Consider the following 21,477-nt stretch of genomic DNA (forward strand, 5'->3'; position numbering starts at 1 on the left):
GATGACGCTGCGCCGCGGCCGCAGGCTGGCCATCGACGTCGGAGACGCCCGGATCGGGGTCGCCTCGTGCGACCCCGACGGGGTGCTCGCCACGCCGGTGGAAACCGTCCCGGGCCGGGACATCCCGTTCGCCCACAGGCGGCTGCGGCAGCTCGTCGAGGAGTACGAGCCCCTCGAAGTCGTGGTCGGCCTCCCCCGCTCGCTCAGCGGGCGGGAGGGGCCCGCCGCGGCCAAGGTGCGTGCCTTCGCGAACGAACTTGCGAAGGGCATCAAGCCGGTGACGGTCCGTCTGGTGGACGAGCGGATGACCACGGTCACCGCCGCCCAGGGCCTGCGGGCCTCCGGGAGGAACGCGAAGAAAGGCCGTTCGGTCATCGACCAGGCGGCCGCTGTGGTCATCCTGCAGAACGCTCTTGAGACCGAACGGGTATCAGGTAATCCGCCCGGTGAGTGCGTCGAAGTGGTTGTCTGATCGCGATACGGTAACGTTCCGCGCGATGTGGCGGCATTCGAACAGCCGTCGCCCACCACTTCAGAGGCGGAACCGGGTGCCGCGGCAAAGAAGCCGCTGCCTCCGTCTCGCGGCTCTAGGGGACCGATGACTGAGTATGGCCGGGGCCGCGCCCCCGAACCCTGGCACCCGGAGGACCCGCTCTACGGGGACCAGGGTTGGACCGGACAGGCGACCCAGCAGGGTCAGGTGCCCTACGCAGGCGGCCAGCAGCAGTATCCGCAGGAGCCGCAGTACCAGGACCCGCAGTACCAGCAGTACCCCCAGCAGTACGCGGAGCAGCAGTACCAGGAGCAGCAGTACCCGCAGCAGCAGTACGTGCCGCAGGACCCGCAGCTCCAGCAGCAGCAACTGCACCCGCAGCACCAGCAGCAGCTCCACCCGCAGTCCCAGCCCCAGCCGGTCTACGACGGCCAGGGCTGGGACACCGGGCAGGGCCGGCAGCTCCCGGAGCAGCAGCTCCAGGAGCAGCTCCAGTACCAGACCGGGGCCGCACCGGTGGACCCGTACGCGGGCGCGGAGCCGTACGCCCAGCAGGTCGCCCCGGGCTTCCCCGGCGAGGCTCCGGACCTGTACACCACCCCCGACGCCTTCCCGCCGCCCCAGCCCCCCGGCCGGCGGCGCCCCGACCCGGACCCGGTCGACGAGCCGGAGACGGAGGAGGCGGAGGAGTCCCTCCTCGACGCCGACGAGCCGCCCGGCCGCGGCGGACGCCGGGCCGGCCGCGGCAAGGCGGGCAAACCCAAACGCCGTGGCCCGAGCTGCCTGATCGCCGCGGTCGTCGCCCTCGCCGTGATCGGCGGTGGCGGCTACTACGGCTACTCGTACATCAAGGAGCGCTACGGCCCGGCCGAGGACTTCGCGGGCTCCGGCGCGGACGAGTCCTCCGTCGACGTCGAGATCCCCAAGAACGCGGGCATCGGCCAGATGGGACGCATCCTCAAGGAGGCCGGGGTCGTCGCGAGCGCCCAGGCCTTCGTGGACGCGGCCAAGGCCAACCCCAAGGGCATGTCCATCCAGCCCGGCATCTACACCTTGAAGAAGAAGATGTCGGGTTCGGCGGCGGTCGCCGTCATGATCGACCCCACCAAGCTCAACGTCATCACCGTCACCGAGGGCATGCGCAACTCCAAGGTGTACGACGCGATCGACAAGAAGCTGGGCAAGCCGGCCGGCACCACCAAGGACATCGCCCAGCGCCAGGCCAAGGACCTCGGCCTGCCGGCCTGGGCCGGCACGGACCCGAAGCTGATCGACCCGCTGGAGGGCTTCCTCTACCCGACGCGCTACGACCTCGGCAAGGGGAGCACCCCCGAGTCCCTGCTCAAGGAAATGGTCAAGAACGCGACGGCCAAGTACACCGAGCTGGGCATCGAGGGCAAGGCCAAGGAACTGGGCCTGGAGAACCCCCTCCAGGTGGTCACGGTCGCCAGCCTCGTCAACGCCGAGGGCAAGAACCACGACGACTTCAAGAAGATGGCCGAGGTGGTCTACAACCGCCTCAAGAAGACCAACGACGTCACGAACCAGAAGCTCCAGTTCGACTCGACGTACAACTACGTCAAGAACCAGAGCGAGATCAACTTCAACCTGAAGGAAGCCCAGGCCTTCGACAACCCGTACAACACGCACTTCGTCAAGGGACTGCCCCCCGGCCCCATCGGGAACCCGGGCCTGGAGGCACTGACCGCTACGCTCGGTCCGGACCACGGCGGCTGGATGTTCTTCGTGTCGGTCGACGGTCACACGACGACCTTCACCAAGACCTACGACGAGCACCTCAAGCTCGTCAACGAGTTCCAGGAACGGCAGAAGCAGAAGAACGGCGGGTAGCAGGACATGTCACGGATACGGGCCGCGGTGCTGGGTTCGCCCATCGAGCACTCCCTCTCACCGGTGCTGCACCGCGCCGCCTACCGGGAGCTCGGCCTCGACGACTGGTCCTACGACCGGTTCGAGATCGACGAGGCCGCGCTCCCCGGGTTCGTGGCCGGCCTCGGCCCCGAGTGGGCGGGGCTGTCGCTGACGATGCCGCTCAAGCGGGCCGTCATCCCGCTGCTCGACGGCATCAGCGACACCGCCGCCTCCGTGGAGGCGGTCAACACGGTGGTCCTCACCGAGGACGGCCGCAGGCTCGGCGACAACACCGACATCCCCGGGATCGTCGCCGCCCTGCACGAGCGCGGCGTCGAGAAGGTGCCCGCCGCCGCGATCCTCGGGGCGGGGGCCACCGCCTCCTCGGCGCTGGCGGCCCTCTCGCGGGTCTGCACCGGCGAGGTCACCGCGTACGTCCGCTCCTCCGCCCGCGCCGCCGAGATGCGCGAGTGGGGCGAGCGGCTCGGCGTCGCCGTCCGCACGGCCGACTGGTCGCGGGCCGCCGAGGCCCTGACGGCCCCACTGGTCATCGCCACCACCCCGGCCGGAGCCACCGACGCCCTCGCGGACGCCGTGCCGGACACCCCGGGGACCCTCTTCGACGTGCTCTACGACCCCTGGCCGACGGCGCTGGCCGCCGCCTGGACCGGCCGCGGCGGCACCCTGCTCGGCGGCCTGGACCTCCTGGTCCACCAGGCGGTCCTGCAGGTGGAGCAGATGACCGGCCGTCCCCGGGCGCCGCTGGCCGCCATGCGCGCGGCCGGCGAGGCGGCGCTCCGCGCCCGATAGGCTTCCCACCTGCGCGTTCGCATCGAGGGGGGCTTTGTGGAGACAGTGGAACCGGGCTGGCTGCTGGCCGGGAAAGAGGAGATCGCGGGCGGGGTGTTCCGTTTCGTCGCCACCCTGCTCGGCGATGCGCTGCCCGACTGGGCGAAGTGGACCATCTGCGCACTGGTGGCCGTCGGATCGCTCTGGGAAGCCGGAAAGTGGCTGCGCCGGCGCCGGAGCGTAGGGATCCGATAGCTCCGCGGGCCAGAGTGCTCCGGGTACCCGTCGTCCGACAGTTGGACCGGGACCGGCGCACCCGCCCGGACGTGGGAGGATCGGGGGTACGGCGGGTCAGGGCCGCGCACCCGACCGCGCCGTCGCAGTGCCAGGCGCGAGCATGAGGAGCATCGTTGAGCAGGTTGCGTTGGCTGACCGCGGGAGAGTCGCACGGACCGGCACTGGTCGCGACGCTGGAGGGTCTTCCCGCCGGCGTCCCGGTCACCACCGAGTTGGTGGCGGACCACCTGGCCCGGCGCCGACTCGGCTATGGCCGCGGTGCCCGGATGAAGTTCGAGCAGGACGAGATCACCTTCCTCGGCGGCGTCCGCCACGGACTGTCGCAGGGCTCGCCGGTCGCGGTCATGATCGGCAACACCGAATGGCCCAAGTGGGAGACCGTCATGTCGGCCGACCCGGTCGACCCCTCCCTGCTCAAGGAGACCGGCCGCAACGCGGCGCTGACCCGTCCCCGCCCCGGCCACGCCGACCTGGCGGGCATGCAGAAGTACGGCTTCTCCGAGGCCCGTCCGATCCTGGAGCGCGCCAGCGCCCGTGAGACGGCCGCCCGCGTCGCCCTCGGCGCGGTCGCCCGGTCCTTCATCAAGGAGGCCGCGGGTATCGAGATCGTCTCCCACGTGGTGGAGCTGGCCGCGGCCAAGGCTCCCCGCGGCGTCTACCCGACCCCCGCCGACGTCGAGAAGCTCGACGCCGACCCGGTGCGCTGCCTCGACGCCGACGCGTCGAAGGCGATGGTCGCGGAGATCGACCAGGCCCACAAGGACGGCGACACCCTCGGCGGCGTCGTCGAGGTCCTCGCGTACGGGGTCCCCGTCGGCCTCGGCTCCCACGTCCACTGGGACCGCCGGCTCGACGCCCGCCTCGCGGCCGCGCTCATGGGCATCCAGGCCATCAAGGGCGTGGAGGTCGGCGACGGCTTCGAACTGGCCCGGGTGCCCGGCTCCCAGGCCCACGACGAGATCGTCTCCACCCCCGAGGGCCTCAAGCGGACCTCCGGCCGCTCCGGTGGCACCGAGGGCGGTCTGACCACCGGCGAGCTGCTGCGCGTCCGGGCCGCCATGAAGCCCATCGCGACCGTCCCGCGCGCCCTGGCCACGGTCGACGTCGCCACCGGCGAGGCGACCGTGGCGCACCACCAGCGCTCCGACGTGTGCGCGGTGCCCGCCGCGGGCATCGTCGCCGAGGCGATGGTGGCGCTGGTCCTGGCCGACGCCCTCGTCGAGAAGTTCGGCGGCGACTCCGTCCCCGAGACCCGCCGCAACGTCCGGTCCTACCTCGACAACCTGCAGATCCGGTGACGGCCACCGGACCACTGGTCGTCCTCGTCGGGCCCATGGGCTCCGGCAAGTCGACGGTGGGGGGTCTGCTGGCCGAACGGCTCGGCGTCCCCTACCGGGACACCGACGCCGACATCGTCGCCGCCACGGGCCGGGAGATCTCCGACCTGTTCGTCGACGAGGGCGAGCCGTACTTCCGCGAGCTGGAGCGGCGGGCCGTCGCGGACGCCCTCGCCGGGCACACCGGAGTCCTCGCCCTCGGCGGCGGCGCCGTCCTTGACGAGGGCACCCGCGCCCTGCTCGCGGGGCTGCCCGTCGCCTACCTGTCGATGGACGTCGAGGAGGCCGTGCGCCGCGTCGGCCTCGGCGCCGCGCGCCCGCTGCTCGCCGTCAACCCGCGCCGCCAGTGGCGCGAGCTGATGGACGCCCGGCGCCACCTGTACACCGAAGTCGCGCGCGTCGTGGTGGCCACCGACGACCGCACCCCCGAAGAGGTCGCCCAGGCGGTCCTCGACGCTCTGGAGTTGAAGGACGTATGACAGACCAGGTGACGCGGATCAACGTCGGCGCCGGCGCCGGACACGACGCGTACGACGTGCTGGTCGGCCGGCAGCTGCTCGGCGAGCTGGGCGGCCTGATCGGCACGAAGGCCCAGCGGGTCGCGGTGATCCACCCCGAGGCGCTCGCCTCGACCGGTGAGGCGCTGCGGGACGACCTGGCGGCGCAGGGCTACGAGGCCGTCGCCATCCAGGTGCCCAACGCCGAGGAGGCCAAGACCGTCGAGGTGGCGGCGTACTGCTGGAAGGCGCTCGGCCAGTCCGGCTTCACCCGCACCGACGTGATCGTCGGCGTGGGCGGCGGCGCGACCACCGACCTCGCCGGCTTCGTGGCCGCCACCTGGCTGCGCGGCGTGCGCTGGATCGCCGTACCGACCACGGTCCTCGCGATGGTGGACGCGGCGGTCGGCGGCAAGACCGGCATCAACACCGCCGAGGGCAAGAACCTGGTGGGTTCCTTCCACCCGCCGGCCGGCGTCCTGTGCGACCTGGCCGCGCTGGACTCGCTGCAGGTCAACGACTACGTCAGTGGCCTCGCCGAGATCATCAAGGCCGGGTTCATCGCCGACCCGGTGATCCTCGACCTGATCGAGGCGGACCCGGCGGCCGCCCGCACGCCGGACGGCCCGCACACGGCCGAGCTGATCTGCCGCTCCATCCAGGTCAAGGCCGACGTGGTCTCCAGCGACCTCAAGGAGTCCGGACTCCGCGAGATCCTCAACTACGGCCACACCCTCGCGCACGCCATCGAGAAGAACGAGCGCTACAAGTGGCGCCACGGCGCCGCCGTGTCCGTCGGCATGGTCTTCGCCGCCGAGCTCGGCCGTCTCGCGGGCCGCCTCGACGACGCGACGGCCGACCGGCACCGGGAGATCCTCGCCGCGGTCGGCCTGCCGCTGACCTACCGCGGGGACCAGTGGCCCAAGCTGCTCCAGACCATGCAGGTCGACAAGAAGTCCCGCGGCAACCTGCTGCGCTTCATCGTGCTGGACGGCCTGGGCAAGCCCACCGTCCTGGAGGGCCCCGACCCGGCCCACCTGATCGCCGCGTACGGCGAGGTGTCGGCGTGAGCCGCAAGGTGCTCGTGCTCAACGGCCCGAACCTGGGCCGCCTCGGCTCCCGCGAGCCCGACGTCTACGGGGCGACCTCGTACGCCGGTCTCGTCGAGAGCTGCCGCACCCTGGGCGCGGAGCTCGGCTTCGACGTGGAGGTCCGCGAGACCAACGACGAGGGCGAGCTCGTGCGCTGGCTGCACGAGGCCGCCGACGGCAAGGTCCCGGTCGTGATCAACCCGGGCGCCTTCACGCACTACTCGTACGCCATGCGGGACGCGGCGGCTCAGCGCACCGCGCCGCTGATCGAGGTGCACATCTCCAACCCGTACGCCCGCGAGGAGTTCCGGCACACCTCCGTCATCGCGGCCGTCGCGACGGGTACCGTGGCCGGCTTCGGGCTGGGCTCCTACCGGCTGGCGCTGCGCGCGCTGGCGGAAGAGGTCACGGCCTGAGATAACGTTCTCGCATCAGTCGCCTGAACGAGACGGAGTGGCGCGGATGCAGCAAGGAGTGGGGGACTGGGGTCCGCCGCAGGGTCAGCACCCGGCGGCGCCCCCGCCGCCGCCGATACCCCCCGCGCGGGGGTGGCCGGTGGCCCCCATGGGCCCGGTGGCCCCGGTGCCCGAGGCCACCGGGCACATTCCGCTGCCCCCCGCCGTGGCGGCCCCGCCCGTGCCCCCCGCGCCCGGTACCGGCGGCGCCACCCTCGCCGTGCTGCTCATCGGCCCGGCGGGGGCCGGCAAGACCACCGTGGCCCGGCACTGGGCGGCGACCCGCCCCGTGCCGACCGCGCACATCAGCCTGGACGACGTCCGCGAGTGGGTCTGCTCGGGCTTCGCGGACCCGCAGGCGGGCTGGAACGAACATTCCGAGGCCCAGTACCGCCTCGCCCGCCGCACCTGCGGCTTCGCCGCCCGCAACTTCCTGGCCAACGGCATCTCCTGCATCCTCGACGACGCCGTCTTCCCCGACCGGCCCGTGGTGGGCCTGGGGGGCTGGAAGCGGCACGTGGGGCCCGGACTGCTCCCGGTCGTGCTGCTGCCCGGCCTGGAGATCGTCCTGGACCGCAATGCCGCCCGCTCCGGGAACCGGCGCCTGTCCGACGAGGAAGTGGCCCGGATCCACGGCCGGATGGCCGGCTGGTACGGCTCCGGGCTGCCGATCATCGACAACTCCCACCTGGACGTGGAAGGCACGGCCCGGGCCCTGGACGAGGCCCTGGCGCGGGCCTCGGCGAGCCCCCAGGGCTGGTAGCCCCGTCCGGACGCGCTCGCCGGGCCGGATGCGCGGGGCGCTCGTACGCTCGAATACATGTCAGACGTGTACGCGGCCCGCAGGGCCCTGCTCCGCGACCGCTGTGGCGCCGCGGGCAACTCCGCCGCACTGATCACGCGTCCGGCGAACGTCCGCTACCTCTCCGGGGCGTCCCCGCTGGGCGCCGTCCTGCTGGTCGGGCCCGCCGAAGACGTCCTGTTCTGCGCCGCCGCACCCACCGGTGAGGCGGACGAGGGGCGGCTCGACGAGGGGCTGCGGCTCTCCGTCCTGCCCAATCCCGGCGCGGACCCGGCCGTGGCCGCCGCCGACCTGGCCGCCGCCGCACGGGCCGAGTCCCTCGCCGTCGAGGAACACCACCTCACCGTCGGCCGCCACCGGGCCCTGCGCTCCGTCGCGCCCCGGCTGCGGCTCTGCGACCTGGGAGCCGCCGTCGAACAGCAGCGGCTCGTCAAGGACGAGGAGGAGATCGCCTGCCTGCGGATCGCCGCCGAGATCGCCGACCAGGCCCTCGGAGAGCTGCTGGAGTCGATCCTCGTCGGCCGTACCGAACGCCACCTCGCCCTGGAGCTGGAACGCCGGCTCGTGGACCACGGCGCCGACGGTCCGGCCTTCCCGACCTCCGTCGGCACCGGCCCGCACTCCGGCCGCTCGCGGCACCGGCCCTCCGACCGGCGGGTGGAGGAGGGCGACTTCCTCACGGTCTGCCTCGGCGCGAACTACCGGGGCTACCGCTGCGAGATCGGCCGGACCTTCGTGATCGGCACCACTCCCGCCGACTGGCAGATCGAGCTGTACGACCTCGTCTTCGCCGCCCAGCGGGCCGGCCGGGAGTCGCTCCTCCCGGGCGCCGCGTACCGCGACGTGGACCACGCGGCACGGTCCGTACTGGACTCCGCGGGGCACGGTGAAGCCCTCGCGGCATCGATGGGACACGGGGTGGGCCTCGAAATCGACGAGGACCCGCAGCTTGCACCTACGGCAATGGGTAAACTGGACGCTTGCGTGCCGGTCACCGTCGAACCGGGGGTTCACCTCCCGGGCCGGGGAGGTGTCCGGATCGATGACACGCTCGTCGTACGCCCCGAGGCGGACGGCGGTCCAGAGCTACTCACCATTACGACCAAGGAGCTGCTCGCGCTCTAGCCCACGTGGCCGGGCCGTGCGTGCACCCAAGGTCTTCCAGTGCAGGAGATTCCGCAACCGTGGCTTCCACGAACGACCTCAAGAACGGCATGGTGCTGAAGCTCGACGGGGGCCAGCTCTGGTCCGTCGTCGAGTTCCAGCACGTCAAGCCCGGCAAGGGCCCGGCCTTCGTGCGTACCAAGCTGAAGAGCGTGATGTCCGGCAAGGTCGTCGACAAGACGTTCAACGCCGGCACCAAGGTCGAGACGGCCACCATCGACCGCCGCGACATGCAGTTCTCGTACATGGACGGCGACTACTTCGTCTTCATGGACATGAGCACCTACGACCAGCTCATGGTCGACCGCAAGGCCGTCGGCGACGCCGCCAACTTCCTCATCGAGGGCTTCACCGCCTCCGTGGCCCAGCACGAGGGCGAGGTGCTCTACGTCGAGCTCCCGGCCGCCGTCGAGCTGGTCATCGAGCACACCGACCCGGGCGTCCAGGGCGACCGCTCCACCGGTGGCACCAAGCCGGCGCGCCTGGAGACCGGCTACGAGATCCAGGTCCCGCTCTTCGTGACCACGGGCGAGAAGGTCAAGGTCGACACCCGCACCAGCGACTACCTCGGCCGGGTGAACAGCTAACCGTGGCCGCCCGGAGCAACGCGCGCAAGCGCGCCTTCCAGATCCTGTTCGAGGCCGACCAGCGCGGGGTGCCCGTGCGCGAGGTCCTCGCGGACTGGATCCGCCACGCGAGGTCGGACGACCGGCAGCCGCCGGTCAGCGCCTTCACGATGGACCTCGTCGAGGGCTACGCCGACAAGGTGAACCGCATCGACGACCTGATCGTCACCTACGCCGTGGACTGGGAGCTCGACCGCATGCCGGTCGTCGACCGGAACATCCTGCGGCTGGGCGCCTACGAGCTGATCTGGGTCGACGAGACCCCGGACGCCGTGGCGATCGACGAGGCCGTCCAGCTGGCCAAGGAGTTCTCGACGGACGACTCGCCGGCGTTCGTGAACGGCCTCCTCGGCCGGTTCAAGGACCTGAAGCCGAACCTGCGTCGCAGCGAGAGCTGACACCAGGCACGCGCCATACGGAAGGGCCCGCAACGTACGCGTTGCGGGCCCTTCCGTATGCGCGGCGCGGCCGGGACCTCACCGGGGGCCGCCCCGGGAACGAAAACCGGCGGGTGCCGGGACCCGGAGAGGTCCCGGCACCCGCCGGTAAACGTTTCTGCTGGCCCGGGCCCGAATGCCGGGCTTCAGGACTAGATGTCCTCGTGGGCCACCGCGCGCCGCGCGTCGGCGTCGAGGACGCCCCAGCTGATCAGCTGCTCGGTCAGGACCGAGGGGGACTGGTCGTAGATGACGGCCAGGGTGCGCAGGTCGTCCTGGCGGATCGACAGCACCTTGCCGTTGTAGTCGCCGCGCTGGCTCTGGATGGTCGCCGCGTAGCGCTGGAGGGGGCCGGCCTTCTCGGCGGGGACGCCCGCCAGGCGCTCCAGGTCGAGGCGCAGCTTCGGCGGCGGCTCGGCCGCTCCGCCGGGGGTCGTGCCCGGCAGCAGTTCCTGCACCGGAACCCCGTAGAAGTCCGCCAGCTCGGCGAGGCGCTGGACGGTCACGGCGCGGTCCCCGCGCTCGTAGGAGCCGACCACCACGGCCTTCCACCGGCCCTGGGACTTCTCCTCGACACCGTGGAGGGAGAGGCCCTGCTGGGTGCGGATGGCGCGGAGCTTGGCCCCGAGCTGTTTGGCGTATTCGCTGGACATAACGCTCCCGGACGCTGTGACGCTGTGACGACATGGACGACGGGCTGCATGGATGACATGCGGGGCCGTCGCGCGGCTGGTAACTCACTGTGAGGTTACGCAGCGTTACGTGGATGCGTCAAGCCGAATGGTCTTCGACGCCCACTTACGAGGGCTCCGCGGGGCCCCGGGTGCGGAGCCGGGCGCGGGGTCCTGGTACCGTGGACGGCGTACATCAGACGTCCTTTAAGGTCCGTCCCGTGAGGCGGAGAAGGAGGTCCTTTTCATGGACAGCCAGACTTCTCAGATTTCTGAAGACGGCGGTCGGAACGCCGGCGAAGCAATGCGCCCCGTGCTGGAGGCGCAGGACATCGCCCGGGTCCTGACCCGCATCGCCCACGAGATCGTCGAACGCGCCAAGGGCGCCGACGACGTGGTGCTCCTCGGCATTCCCACCCGCGGCGTGTTCCTCGCCGACCGGCTGGCGGCCAAGCTCGAAGAGATCACCGGCACGAAGATCCCGGTCGGCTCCCTCGACATCACCATGTACCGCGACGACCTGCGCCTGAAGCCCGCACGGGCGATCGGCCGCACGGAGATCCCCGGCGACGGCATCGACGGCCGCCTCGTGGTCCTCGTCGACGACGTGCTCTTCTCCGGCCGCACCATCCGCGCCGCCCTCGACGCCCTCGGCGACATCGGCCGGCCCCGCGCCGTACAGCTCGCGGTCCTCGTCGACCGCGGCCACCGGGAACTCCCGATCCGCGCCGACTACGTCGGCAAGAACCTCCCCACGTCGCTGCGGGAGACCGTCAAGGTCCAGCTCCAGGAGGAGGACGGCCGCGACGCCGTGCTGCTCGGCCAGCGGACCGACCAGGCCTCCGGGCAGTAGCCCCTCCGGGTGCCGGACCCCTCCTCGGGGTCCGCGCCGCACCCCGCCCTGCCCGCATCCAGCCAGTCCTCCTGCCTGCCCTCCCGACTTACGGAGTAACCGGATGAAGCGCCACCTCATCTCGGCCGCCGACCTCACGCGCGACGACGCCGTCCTCATCCTCGACACCGCCGAGGAGATGGCCCGCGTCGCGGACCGGCCGATAAAGAAGCTGCCCACCCTCCGCGGCCGCACCATCTGCAACCTCTTCTTCGAGGACTCCACCCGCACCCGGATCTCCTTCGAAGCCGCCGAGAAGCGCCTGTCCGCCGACGTGATCAACTTCGCGGCCAAGGGCTCCAGCGTCTCCAAGGGCGAGTCCCTCAAGGACACGGCCCAGACCCTGGAGGCCATGGGCGTCGACGCGGTCGTCATCCGCCACCACGCCTCCGGCGCCCCCTACCGCCTCGCCACCTCCGGCTGGATCGACGCCCCCGTCATCAACGCGGGCGACGGCACCCACCAGCACCCCACCCAGGCCCTGCTCGACGCCTTCACCATGCGCCGCCGCCTGGTCGGCCGGGACGCCGGACTCGGCAAGGGCCTCGACGGCCGCCGGATCACCATCGTCGGCGACGTCTTGCACAGCCGCGTGGCCCGTTCCAACGTGGACCTGCTGCACACCCTCGGCGCCGAGGTCACCCTGGTGGCCCCGCCCACCCTGGTGCCCGTCGGCGTCGAGACCTGGCCCTGCGAGATCTCGTACAGCCTCGACGAGGTGCTGCCGAAGTCCGACGCGGTCATGATGCTGCGTGTGCAGCGCGAGCGGATGAACGCCGCCTTCTTCCCGACCGAGCGCGAGTACTCGCGCCGCTACGGCCTGGACGCCGCCCGGATGGCGCGGATGCCCGAGGACGCCATCGTGATGCACCCCGGCCCGATGGTCCGTGGCATGGAGATCACCGCCGAGGTCGCCGACTCCGACCGCTGCACGGTCGTCGAGCAGGTCGCCAACGGCGTCTCCATCCGCATGGCCGTCCTGTACCTGCTGCTCGGAGGATCCGAGCCCGCCGTCACCACCACCGCAGCCCCGCGCACCGAGGAGACCAAGTAAAGATGAGCAAGATCCTTATTCGTGGCGCGAAGGTGCTCGGTGGCGAGGCGCAGGACGTCCTGATCGACGGCGAGACCATCGCGGAGGTCGGCAGCGGCCTGTCCGCCGAGGGCGCGACCGTCATCGAGGCGGAGGGCCGGACCCTGCTCCCGGGCCTCGTCGACCTGCACACGCACCTGCGCGAGCCCGGCCGCGAGGACTCCGAGACCGTCCTGACCGGCACCCGCGCCGCCGCCTCCGGCGGCTACACCGCCGTCTTCGCCATGGCCAACACCTTCCCGGTCGCCGACACCGCCGGCGTCGTCGAGCAGGTCTGGCGCCTGGGCAAGGAGTCCGGCTACTGCGACGTGCAGCCCATCGGCGCCGTCACGGTCGGCCTGGAGGGCAAGAAGCTCTCCGAGCTGGGCGCCATGCACGAGTCCGCCGCCCGCGTCACCGTCTTCTCCGACGACGGCAAGTGCGTGGACGACGCCGTGATCATGCGCCGTGCCCTGGAGTACGTGAAGGCCTTCGGCGGCGTCGTCGCCCAGCACGCCCAGGAGCCCCGCCTCACCGAGGGCGCCCAGATGAACGAGGGCGTCGTCTCCGCCGAGCTCGGCCTCGGCGGCTGGCCCGCCGTCGCCGAGGAGTCGATCATCGCCCGCGACGTCCTCCTCGCCGAGCACGTCGGTTCCCGGGTGCACATCTGCCACCTCTCCACCGCCGGCTCCGTCGAGATCGTCCGCTGGGCCAAGTCCCGCGGCATCGACGTCACCGCCGAGGTCACCCCGCACCACCTGCTCCTCACCGACGAGCTCGTCCGCTCGTACAACCCGGTCTACAAGGTCAACCCGCCGCTGCGCACCGAGCGCGACGTGATGGCCCTGCGCGAGGCGCTCGCCGACGGCACGATCGACATCGTCGCCACCGACCACGCCCCGCACCCGCACGAGGACAAGGACTGCGAGTGGGCCGCCGCCGCCATGGGCATGGTCGGCCTGGAGACCGCGCTCTCCGTCGTCCAGCAGACGATGGTGGAGACGGGCCTGCTCGACTGGGCGGGCGTCGCCGACCGGATGTCCGCCGCGCCGGCGCGCATCGGCGGGCTCTCCGGCCACGGCCGTCCCGTCTCGGCAGGTGAACCCGCCAACCTGACGCTGGTCGATACCTCGTACCGTGGTGCTGTGGACCCCGCACACTTCGCCTCCCGCAGCCGCAACACGCCTTACGAGGGCCGTGAGCTGCCGGGTCGCGTCACTCACACCTTCCTGCGGGGCCGGGCAACGGTCGTGGACGGGAAACTGGCGTGACACCTGCAGTAATCCAACTGGCCGCCGAGGCCGCCGAACGACAGTCGGCGGAGGTGACGGACTGGGGCGCCCGCATCGCGTGGGTGGTCGGTCTGCTCGTCTTCATCGCGTTCGTGTACTGGCTGATGCGGCAGGGCTGGAAATGGCGCGGGGCCCTGCAGAGCGATCTGCCGGAGCTCCCCGCCGCCCCCGGCGGTCTCCCCGAGCACCGGCTGGCCCTGACCGGCCGGTACCACGGGTCCACCACCGCCGGGCAGTGGCTCGACCGGATCGTCGCCCACGGTCTGGGGGTGCGCAGCCGGGTCGAGCTCACGCTCACCGACGCGGGCCTCGACGTGGTCCGTCCGGGTGCCACCGACTTCTTCGTACCGGCCGCGCAGCTGCGCGGCGCCCGCCTCGACAAGGGAATCGCGGGCAAGGTACTCACCGAGGGCGGTCTCCTCGTCGTCACCTGGGCGCACGGCGACAAGCTGATCGACTCCGGATTCCGCTCCGACCGCGCGGCCGAACACGCCGCCTGGGTCGAAGCGATCAACCTCATGAACCCATCCATCACGACGGAAGGCGCCGAACGATGACGACCTCCACCAGGGGAGCAGCCAAAGCTCCCGCCGTACTCGTCCTGGAGGACGGTCGGATCTTCCGCGGCCGCGCCTACGGCGCTGTGGGGGAGACCTTCGGCGAGGCCGTGTTCTCCACGGGCATGACCGGCTACCAGGAGACCCTCACCGACCCGTCGTACCACCGGCAGGTCGTCGTGATGACCGCCCCGCACGTGGGCAACACCGGCGTCAACGACGAGGACCCCGAGTCCTCCCGCATCTGGGTGTCCGGCTACGTGGTCCGCGACCCCGCCCGCGTCCCCTCCAACTGGCGCGCGCAGCGCTCGCTGGACGAGGAGCTGGTCAAGCAGGGCGTCGTCGGGATCTCCGGCGTCGACACCCGCGCCCTGACCCGCCACCTGCGCGAGCGCGGCGCCATGCGCGTCGGCATCTTCTCCGGCGACGCGGTCGCCGACGACGCCGCGCTGCTGGCGCGCGTCCTGGAAGCCCCCCAGATGAAGGGTGCGAACCTCTCCGCGGAGGTCGCCACCAAGGAGGCCTACGTCGTCCCCGCCATCGGTGAGAAGAAGTTCACCGTGGCCGCCGTCGACCTCGGCATCAAGGGCATGACCCCGCACCGGATGGCCGAGCGCGGCATCGAGGTGCACGTGCTGCCCGCCACCTCCACCGTCGAGGACGTCTACGCGGTCTCCCCGGACGGCGTGTTCTTCTCCAACGGCCCCGGCGACCCGGCCACCGCCGACCACGCGGTCTCCGTCATGCAGGGCGTGCTGGAGCGCAAGACCCCGCTCTTCGGCATCTGCTTCGGCAACCAGATCCTCGGCCGCTCGCTGGGCTTCGGCACCTACAAGCTGAAGTACGGCCACCGCGGCATCAACCAGCCGGTCCAGGACCGCACCACCGGCAAGGTCGAGATCACCGCGCACAACCACGGCTTCGCCGTCGACGCGCCCCTCGACAAGGTCTCCGAGACCCCCTACGGCCGCGCCGAGGTCTCGCACGTCTGCCTGAACGACAACGTCGTGGAAGGCCTCCAGCTGCTCGACCAGCCGGCCTTCTCCGTCCAGTACCACCCCGAGGCGGCCGCCGGCCCGCACGACGCCGCGTACCTCTTCGACCGCTTCGTATCCCTGATGGAGGCCGAGCGTGCCTAAGCGCACCGATATCCAGTCCGTCCTGGTCATCGGCTCCGGCCCGATCGTCATCGGCCAGGCCGCCGAGTTCGACTACTCCGGCACCCAGGCCTGCCGCATCCTCAAGGCCGAGGGCCTGAGGGTCATCCTGGTGAACTCCAACCCGGCGACGATCATGACCGACCCGGAGATCGCCGACGCCACGTACGTCGAGCCGATCACCCCCGAGTTCGTCGAGAAGATCATCGCGAAGGAGCGCCCCGACGCGCTGCTCCCGACCCTCGGCGGCCAGACCGCGCTCAACACCGCGATCTCCATGCACGAGCAGGGTGTGCTGGAGAAGTACGGCGTCGAGCTCATCGGCGCCAACGTCGAGGCCATCAACAAGGGCGAGGACCGCGACCTCTTCAAGGGTGTCGTCGAGGCCGTCAAGGCCAAGATCGGCTACGGCGAGTCAGCCCGCTCGGTCATCTGCCACACCATGGACGACGTCATCGCCGGCGTCGACACCCTCGGCGGCTACCCCGTCGTCGTGCGCCCCTCCTTCACCATGGGCGGCGCCGGCTCCGGCTTCGCCCACGACGAGGAAGAGCTGCGCCGCATCGCCGGCCAGGGCCTCACGCTCTCCCCGACCACCGAGGTGCTCCTGGAGGAGTCCATCCTCGGCTGGAAGGAGTACGAGCTGGAGCTGATGCGCGACACCAAGGACAACGTGGTCGTCGTCTGCTCCATCGAGAACTTCGACCCGATGGGCGTCCACACCGGCGACTCCATCACCGTCGCCCCGGCGATGACCCTCACCGACCGCGAGTACCAGCGGCTGCGCGACATCGGCATCGCGATCATCCGCGAGGTCGGCGTCGACACCGGCGGCTGCAACATCCAGTTCGCGATCGACCCGGTCGACGGCCGCGTCATCGTCATCGAGATGAACCCGCGCGTCTCGCGCTCCTCGGCGCTCGCGTCGAAGGCCACCGGCTTCCCGATCGCCAAGATCGCCGCCAAGCTGGCCATCGGCTACACGCTCGACGAGGTCCCGAACGACATCACCGAGAAGACCCCGGCTTCCTTCGAGCCGACCCTCGACTACGTCGTCGTCAAGGCCCCGCGCTTCGCCTTCGAGAAGTTCCCGCTCGCCGACTCCACCCTCACCACCACCATGAAGTCGGTGGGCGAGGCCATGGCGATCGGACGCAACTTCACCGAGGCGCTCCAGAAGGCCCTGCGCTCCCTGGAGAAGAAGGGCTCGCAGTTCACCTTCGTCGGCCCCGTCGGCGACAAGGACGAGCTCCTCGCCACCGCCGTGCGCCCCACCGACGGCCGCATCAACACCGTCATGCAGGCCATCCGCGCCGGCGCCACCCAGGAAGAGGTCTTCGAGTCCACGAAGATCGACCCCTGGTTCGTCGACCAGCTCTTCCTGATCAAGGAGATCGCCGACGAGCTGGCCGCCGCCGAGAAGCTCCACCCCGAGCTGCTCGCCGAGGCCAAGCGCCACGGCTTCTCCGACGCCCAGATCGCCGAGATCCGCGGGCTGCGCGAGGACGTCGTCCGCGAGGTCCGCCACGCGCTCGGCGTCCGCCCGGTCTACAAGACGGTCGACACCTGCGCCGCCGAGTTCGCCGCGAAGACCCCGTACTTCTACTCGTCCTACGACGAGGAGTCCGAGGTCGCGCCGCGCACCAAGCCCGCGGTGATCATCCTGGGCTCCGGCCCGAACCGCATCGGCCAGGGCATCGAGTTCGACTACTCCTGCGTCCACGCCTCCTTCGCCCTCAGCGACGCCGGCTACGAGACCGTGATGGTCAACTGCAACCCGGAGACCGTCTCGACGGACTACGACACCTCCGACCGCCTGTACTTCGAGCCGCTGACGCTCGAAGACGTGCTGGAGATCGTCCACGCCGAGTCGCTGGCCGGCCCCATCGCCGGTGTCGTCGTCCAGCTCGGCGGCCAGACCCCCCTCGGTCTGGCCCAGGCGCTCAAGGACAACGGCGTCCCGGTCGTCGGCACCCCGCCGGAGGCCATCCACGCCGCCGAGGACCGCGGCGCCTTCGGCCAGGTCCTGGCCGAGGCGGGCCTGCCCGCCCCCAAGCACGGCACCGCCACCACCTTCGCGGGCGCGAAGGCGATCGCGGACGAGATCGGCTACCCGGTCCTCGTGCGCCCGTCCTACGTGCTCGGCGGCCGCGGCATGGAGATCGTCTACGACGAGACCCGCCTGGAGTCGTACATCGCGGAGTCCACCGAGATCTCCCCGACCCGCCCCGTCCTGGTCGACCGCTTCCTCGACGACGCGATCGAGATCGACGTCGACGCCCTCTACGACGGCCACGAGCTCTACCTCGGCGGCGTCATGGAGCACATCGAGGAAGCCGGCATCCACTCCGGCGACTCCGCCTGCGCCCTGCCCCCGATCACCCTCGGCGGCTACGACATCAAGCGCCTGCGCGCCTCCACCGAGGCCATCGCCAAGGGCGTCGGCGTCCGCGGCCTGATCAACATCCAGTTCGCGATGGCGGGTGACATCCTCTACGTCCTGGAGGCCAACCCGCGCGCCTCCCGGACCGTCCCCTTCACCTCGAAGGCGACCGCCGTCCCGCTCGCGAAGGCCGCCGCCCGCCTCTCCCTCGGCGCCACCATCGCCGAGCTGCGCGAGGAGGGCATGCTCCCGAAGACCGGCGACGGCGGCACCCTGCCGCTCGACGCGCCGATCTCCGTCAAGGAGGCCGTCATGCCGTGGTCGCGCTTCCGCGACATCCACGGCCGCGGCGTGGACACCGTCCTCGGCCCGGAGATGCGCTCCACCGGCGAGGTCATGGGCATCGACTCCGTCTTCGGCACGGCCTACGCCAAGTCGCAGGCGGGTGCCTACGGCCCGCTGCCCACCAAGGGCCGCGCCTTCATCTCCGTCGCCAACCGCGACAAGCGTTCGATGATCTTCCCGGCGCGCGAGCTCGTCGCCCACGGCTTCGAACTCCTCGCCACCTCGGGCACCGCCGAGGTGCTGCGCCGCAACGGCATCAACGCCACCGTGGTGCGCAAGCTCAGCGAGGGCGAGGGCCCCGACGGCGAGAAGACCATCGTCCAGCTCATCCACGACGGCCAGGTCGACCTGATCGTCAACACCCCGTACGGGACCGGCGGCCGCCTCGACGGCTACGAGATCCGCACGGCGGCCGTGGCGCGCAGCGTCCCGTGCCTGACCACGGTCCAGGCGCTCGCCGCCGCCGTCCAGGGCATCGACGCGCTCAACCGCGGTGACGTGGGCGTCCGCTCCCTCCAGGAGCACGCGGAGCACCTGACCGCCGCCCGCGACTGACGACAGGCCCGTACGAAGGAGGGGGACCCCGGCGCGCCGACCGCGCGCCGGGTGTCCCCTTCCTCATGAGCGCAGAGGGATCCTCAGGCACCGTGTACAAACTCTTCTTCAACCTCGTCTTCAAGCGGATGGACCCGGAGCAGGCCCACTACACGGCCTTCCGCTGGATCCGCCTCGCCGCCCGCACCCCCGTGCTGCGCACCTTCGTCGCGGCGGCCCTCGCGCCCAGGTACGAGGGGCTCCGCACCGAGGCCCTCGGCCTGCGGATGCACGGCCCCTTCGGGCTCGCGGCCGGCTTCGACAAGAACGCCGTCGCCATCGACGGCATGTCCATGCTCGGCTTCGACCACGTCGAGATCGGCACGGTCACCGGACAGGCGCAGCCCGGCAACCCCAAGAAGCGGCTCTTCCGCCTCGTCCCCGACCGCGCCCTGATCAACCGCATGGGCTTCAACAACGAGGGCTCCGCCGCCGTCGCCGAGCGGCTCGCCGCCCGCAACCCCGTCTTCCGGACCGTCGTCGGCGTCAACATCGGCAAGACCAAGGTGGTGCCCGAGGAGGAGGCCGCCGCGGACTACGTGCTCTCCACCGAGCGCCTGGCCCGGCACGCCGACTACCTCGTCGTCAACGTCTCCTCGCCGAACACCCCCGGCCTGCGCAACCTCCAGGCCACCGAGTCGCTGCGCCCGCTGCTGACCGCCGTGCGCGAGGCCGCCGACCGCTCGGTGACCGGCCGCAGGGTGCCGCTGCTCGTCAAGATCGCCCCCGACCTCGCCGACGAGGATGTCGACGCCGTCGCCGACCTCGCCCTGGAGCTGGGCCTGGACGGCATCATCGCGACCAACACCACCATCGCGCGCGAGGGCCTCGGCCTGAAGTCCGACCCCTCGCTGGTCAAGGAGACCGGCGGGCTGTCCGGAGCGCCCGTCAAGGAACGCTCCCTGGAGGTCCTGCGCCGCCTGTACGCGCGCGTGGGGGACCGGATGGTCCTGGTGGGCGTCGGCGGCATCGAGAACGCCGAGGACGCCTGGCAGCGCATCCTCGCGGGCGCCACCCTGATCCAGGGCTACAGCGCCTTCATCTACGAGGGCCCGTTCTACGCCCGCGCCATCCACAAGGGCCTGGCCGCGCGCCTGGCCGCCAGCCCCTACGCGACCCTCGCCGAAGCGGTGGGCGCCGAGACCCGAAAGGCCGCGCTGTGAGCCCTGTGACCCCGTTCGGTACCCGTCTGCGCGCCGCCATGGACGCTCGGGGCCCCCTGTGCGTGGGCATCGATCCGCACGCCGCCCTGCTGGCCTCCTGGGGCCTGGACGACGACATCGCGGGCCTGGAGCGGTTCTCCCGCACCGTCGTGGAGGCCCTGGCCGACCAGGTGGCGGTCTTCAAGCCGCAGGCGGCCTTCTTCGAGCGCTTCGGCTCGCGCGGCGTGGCGGTGCTGGAGCGGACGGTGGCCGACGCGCGGGCGGCGGGCACGCTGGTGCTGATGGACGCCAAGCGGGGCGACATCGGCTCCACCATGGCCGCGTACGCCTCGGCCTTCCTGGACCCGGCGTCCCCGCTGTTCTCGGACGCGCTGACGGTGTCCCCGTACCTCGGCTACGGCTCGCTGAAGCCGGCCGTGGAGCTGGCGCGTGAGTCCGGTGCGGGCCTGTTCGTCCTGGCGCTCACCTCCAACCCGGAGGGCGCGGAGGTCCAGCGGGCGGTCCGCGAGGACGGCCGGACCATCGGGGCGACGATGCTGGCGCACCTGGCCGCGGAGAACGAGGGGGCCGCGCCGATGGGCTCCTTCGGGGCCGTGGTCGGGGCGACGCTGGGGGACCTGTCCTCCTTCGACCTGGACATCAACGGGCCGCTGCTGGCTCCCGGCATCGGCGCGCAGGGCGCGACGGCGGCGGACCTCCCGGCGGTCTTCGGAAAGGCGGTCGGCAACGTCGTCCCGAACGTGTCGCGGGGTGTCCTGAAGCACGGTCCGGACGTGACCGCGCTGCGCGAGGCGTCCCGCCGGTTCGCGGACGAGATCCGCGCGGCCGTCGCGTCGTAATCCCCCTCCGGGGCCACGCCCGCGAACACCTCGGCACGGACACATGGCACGGCTTGACGAAATTCGAACGTCTTTCCCCGGACAAAACCGGGGTACTTTGTCCGTGATGTACGGTTCAGTGGAGGCTGACCAGGACTTTTCGTCCGTTCTCGCTGACTGGAGCGGCCATGGCCGCTAGTCTCCGACCAGAGTGAACGAGCAGCGAACGATTTACCGCGCTGTTCGGGAGGCTCGCCCGGCGTGGTGCCCTGGGGCTCCTCGCCGGTCCGTATCCGACAGTTCGACATCCGAGGTGACGTAGGCGTGGCTCTTCCGCCCCTTACCCCTGAACAGCGCGCAGCAGCGCTCGAAAAGGCCGCCGCGGCTCGCCGGGAGCGGGCCGAGGTGAAGAATCGACTCAAGCATTCCGGCGCCTCCCTCCACGACGTCATCAAGACGGGCCAGGAGAACGACGTCATCGGCAAGATGAAGGTCTCCGCCCTTCTGGAGTCGCTGCCCGGCGTGGGCAAGGTCCGCGCCAAGCAGATCATGGAGCGCCTCGGCATCTCCGAGTCCCGGCGTGTCCGAGGTCTCGGTTCCAACCAGATCGCCTCTCTGGAGCGTGAGTTCGGCGGTAGCGGCGCCTGAGGCGTCGCCCGAAGTTCTCCCGGCG

The 21,477-nt window shown here is 71.3% G+C and carries 22 protein-coding genes; 21 read left to right on the plus strand and 1 reads right to left on the minus strand.

Annotated elements, in window-relative coordinates; translation table 11 throughout:
* The first annotated feature begins 1 nt into the window (after position 1).
* The 12 genes from ruvX (at position 2) to nusB (ending at position 9,821) form a co-directional block, all read left to right on the plus strand.
* The gene (ruvX, locus tag OG295_RS28310) at positions 2-472 is read left to right on the plus strand and encodes a Holliday junction resolvase RuvX (RefSeq protein ID WP_030028999.1); all 471 of its coding nucleotides are present in this window, start codon (positions 2-4) and stop codon (positions 470-472) included.
* Between the two features lie 126 nt (positions 473-598).
* Positions 599-2,344 (plus strand): endolytic transglycosylase MltG, encoded by a 1,746-nt coding sequence (gene mltG / locus OG295_RS28315; RefSeq protein ID WP_371679440.1) that lies wholly within the window; start codon positions 599-601, stop codon positions 2,342-2,344.
* A 6-nt stretch (positions 2,345-2,350) separates the two neighbouring features.
* A complete protein-coding gene (locus OG295_RS28320; RefSeq protein ID WP_371679441.1) occupies positions 2,351-3,175 on the plus strand; it encodes a shikimate dehydrogenase in 825 nt (274 codons plus the stop codon).
* 36 nt (positions 3,176-3,211) lie between these two features.
* Positions 3,212-3,409, plus strand: coding sequence for a hypothetical protein (locus OG295_RS28325; RefSeq protein WP_371679442.1), 198 nt, complete (start codon positions 3,212-3,214; stop codon positions 3,407-3,409).
* 155 nt (positions 3,410-3,564) lie between these two features.
* Complete coding sequence (gene aroC, locus OG295_RS28330; protein ID WP_266837919.1) at positions 3,565-4,749, plus strand: chorismate synthase; 1,185 nt, start codon at positions 3,565-3,567, stop codon at positions 4,747-4,749.
* 35 nt (positions 4,750-4,784) lie between these two features.
* Positions 4,785-5,267 carry a shikimate kinase gene (locus tag OG295_RS28335; RefSeq protein ID WP_371681338.1) on the plus strand — a complete coding sequence of 161 codons (483 nt, stop codon included), beginning with the start codon at positions 4,785-4,787 and terminating at the stop codon, positions 5,265-5,267.
* Positions 5,264-6,355, plus strand: coding sequence for a 3-dehydroquinate synthase (gene aroB, locus OG295_RS28340; RefSeq protein ID WP_371679443.1), 1,092 nt, complete (start codon positions 5,264-5,266; stop codon positions 6,353-6,355). The genes OG295_RS28335 and aroB overlap by 4 nt, the downstream gene beginning before the upstream one ends.
* Positions 6,352-6,792 (plus strand): type II 3-dehydroquinate dehydratase, encoded by a 441-nt coding sequence (aroQ, locus tag OG295_RS28345; protein ID WP_266837915.1) that lies wholly within the window; start codon positions 6,352-6,354, stop codon positions 6,790-6,792. The genes aroB and aroQ overlap by 4 nt, the downstream gene beginning before the upstream one ends.
* Before the next feature lie 46 nt (positions 6,793-6,838).
* A complete protein-coding gene (locus tag OG295_RS28350; RefSeq protein ID WP_266837914.1) occupies positions 6,839-7,594 on the plus strand; it encodes an AAA family ATPase in 756 nt (251 codons plus the stop codon).
* A gap of 57 nt (positions 7,595-7,651) precedes the next feature.
* The gene (locus OG295_RS28355; protein ID WP_371679444.1) at positions 7,652-8,758 is read left to right on the plus strand and encodes an aminopeptidase P family protein; all 1,107 of its coding nucleotides are present in this window, start codon (positions 7,652-7,654) and stop codon (positions 8,756-8,758) included.
* A 59-nt stretch (positions 8,759-8,817) separates the two neighbouring features.
* Entirely contained in the window at positions 8,818-9,384 is a 567-nt protein-coding gene (gene efp, locus OG295_RS28360; protein WP_371679446.1) for an elongation factor P, read from the plus strand.
* 2 nt (positions 9,385-9,386) lie between these two features.
* Positions 9,387-9,821, plus strand: coding sequence for a transcription antitermination factor NusB (gene nusB / locus OG295_RS28365; protein WP_266837909.1), 435 nt, complete (start codon positions 9,387-9,389; stop codon positions 9,819-9,821).
* 191 nt (positions 9,822-10,012) lie between these two features.
* Here the strand turns inward: nusB and bldD are convergent, their stop codons facing one another.
* Complete coding sequence (gene bldD / locus OG295_RS28370; protein WP_007263032.1) at positions 10,013-10,513, minus strand: transcriptional regulator BldD; 501 nt, start codon at positions 10,511-10,513, stop codon at positions 10,013-10,015.
* Between the two features lie 265 nt (positions 10,514-10,778).
* On the opposite strand from bldD, the gene pyrR reads away from it, so the two are divergent.
* The 9 genes from pyrR to OG295_RS28415 all read left to right on the plus strand — a co-directional run bounded on the left by pyrR (position 10,779) and on the right by OG295_RS28415 (position 21,452).
* Complete coding sequence (pyrR, locus tag OG295_RS28375) at positions 10,779-11,384, plus strand: bifunctional pyr operon transcriptional regulator/uracil phosphoribosyltransferase PyrR (RefSeq protein WP_371679448.1); 606 nt, start codon at positions 10,779-10,781, stop codon at positions 11,382-11,384.
* A gap of 103 nt (positions 11,385-11,487) precedes the next feature.
* Positions 11,488-12,477, plus strand: a complete 990-nt coding sequence (locus OG295_RS28380) for an aspartate carbamoyltransferase catalytic subunit (protein ID WP_266837908.1) — start codon at positions 11,488-11,490, stop codon at positions 12,475-12,477.
* 2 nt (positions 12,478-12,479) lie between these two features.
* Positions 12,480-13,766 carry a dihydroorotase gene (locus OG295_RS28385; RefSeq protein WP_371679449.1) on the plus strand — a complete coding sequence of 429 codons (1,287 nt, stop codon included), beginning with the start codon at positions 12,480-12,482 and terminating at the stop codon, positions 13,764-13,766.
* Complete coding sequence (locus OG295_RS28390; RefSeq protein ID WP_371679450.1) at positions 13,763-14,344, plus strand: hypothetical protein; 582 nt, start codon at positions 13,763-13,765, stop codon at positions 14,342-14,344. The genes OG295_RS28385 and OG295_RS28390 overlap by 4 nt, the downstream gene beginning before the upstream one ends.
* A complete protein-coding gene (gene carA / locus OG295_RS28395) occupies positions 14,341-15,483 on the plus strand; it encodes a glutamine-hydrolyzing carbamoyl-phosphate synthase small subunit (protein ID WP_371679451.1) in 1,143 nt (380 codons plus the stop codon). Before OG295_RS28390 ends, carA begins: the two co-directional genes overlap by 4 nt.
* Entirely contained in the window at positions 15,476-18,784 is a 3,309-nt protein-coding gene (gene carB / locus OG295_RS28400; RefSeq protein WP_371679452.1) for a carbamoyl-phosphate synthase large subunit, read from the plus strand. Before carA ends, carB begins: the two co-directional genes overlap by 8 nt.
* Before the next feature lie 92 nt (positions 18,785-18,876).
* Complete coding sequence (locus OG295_RS28405; protein ID WP_371679453.1) at positions 18,877-19,986, plus strand: quinone-dependent dihydroorotate dehydrogenase; 1,110 nt, start codon at positions 18,877-18,879, stop codon at positions 19,984-19,986.
* Positions 19,983-20,825: an orotidine-5'-phosphate decarboxylase gene (gene pyrF, locus OG295_RS28410; protein ID WP_371679454.1), complete on the plus strand. Its 843-nt coding sequence runs from the start codon at positions 19,983-19,985 to the stop codon at positions 20,823-20,825. The genes OG295_RS28405 and pyrF overlap by 4 nt, the downstream gene beginning before the upstream one ends.
* Before the next feature lie 303 nt (positions 20,826-21,128).
* Positions 21,129-21,452 carry an integration host factor gene (locus OG295_RS28415; protein WP_030234009.1) on the plus strand — a complete coding sequence of 108 codons (324 nt, stop codon included), beginning with the start codon at positions 21,129-21,131 and terminating at the stop codon, positions 21,450-21,452.
* The last annotated feature ends 25 nt before the right edge of the window (positions 21,453-21,477 follow it).

The sequence above is a fragment of the Streptomyces sp. NBC_01276 genome (assembly GCF_041435355.1).
Taxonomy (GTDB): domain Bacteria; phylum Actinomycetota; class Actinomycetes; order Streptomycetales; family Streptomycetaceae; genus Streptomyces.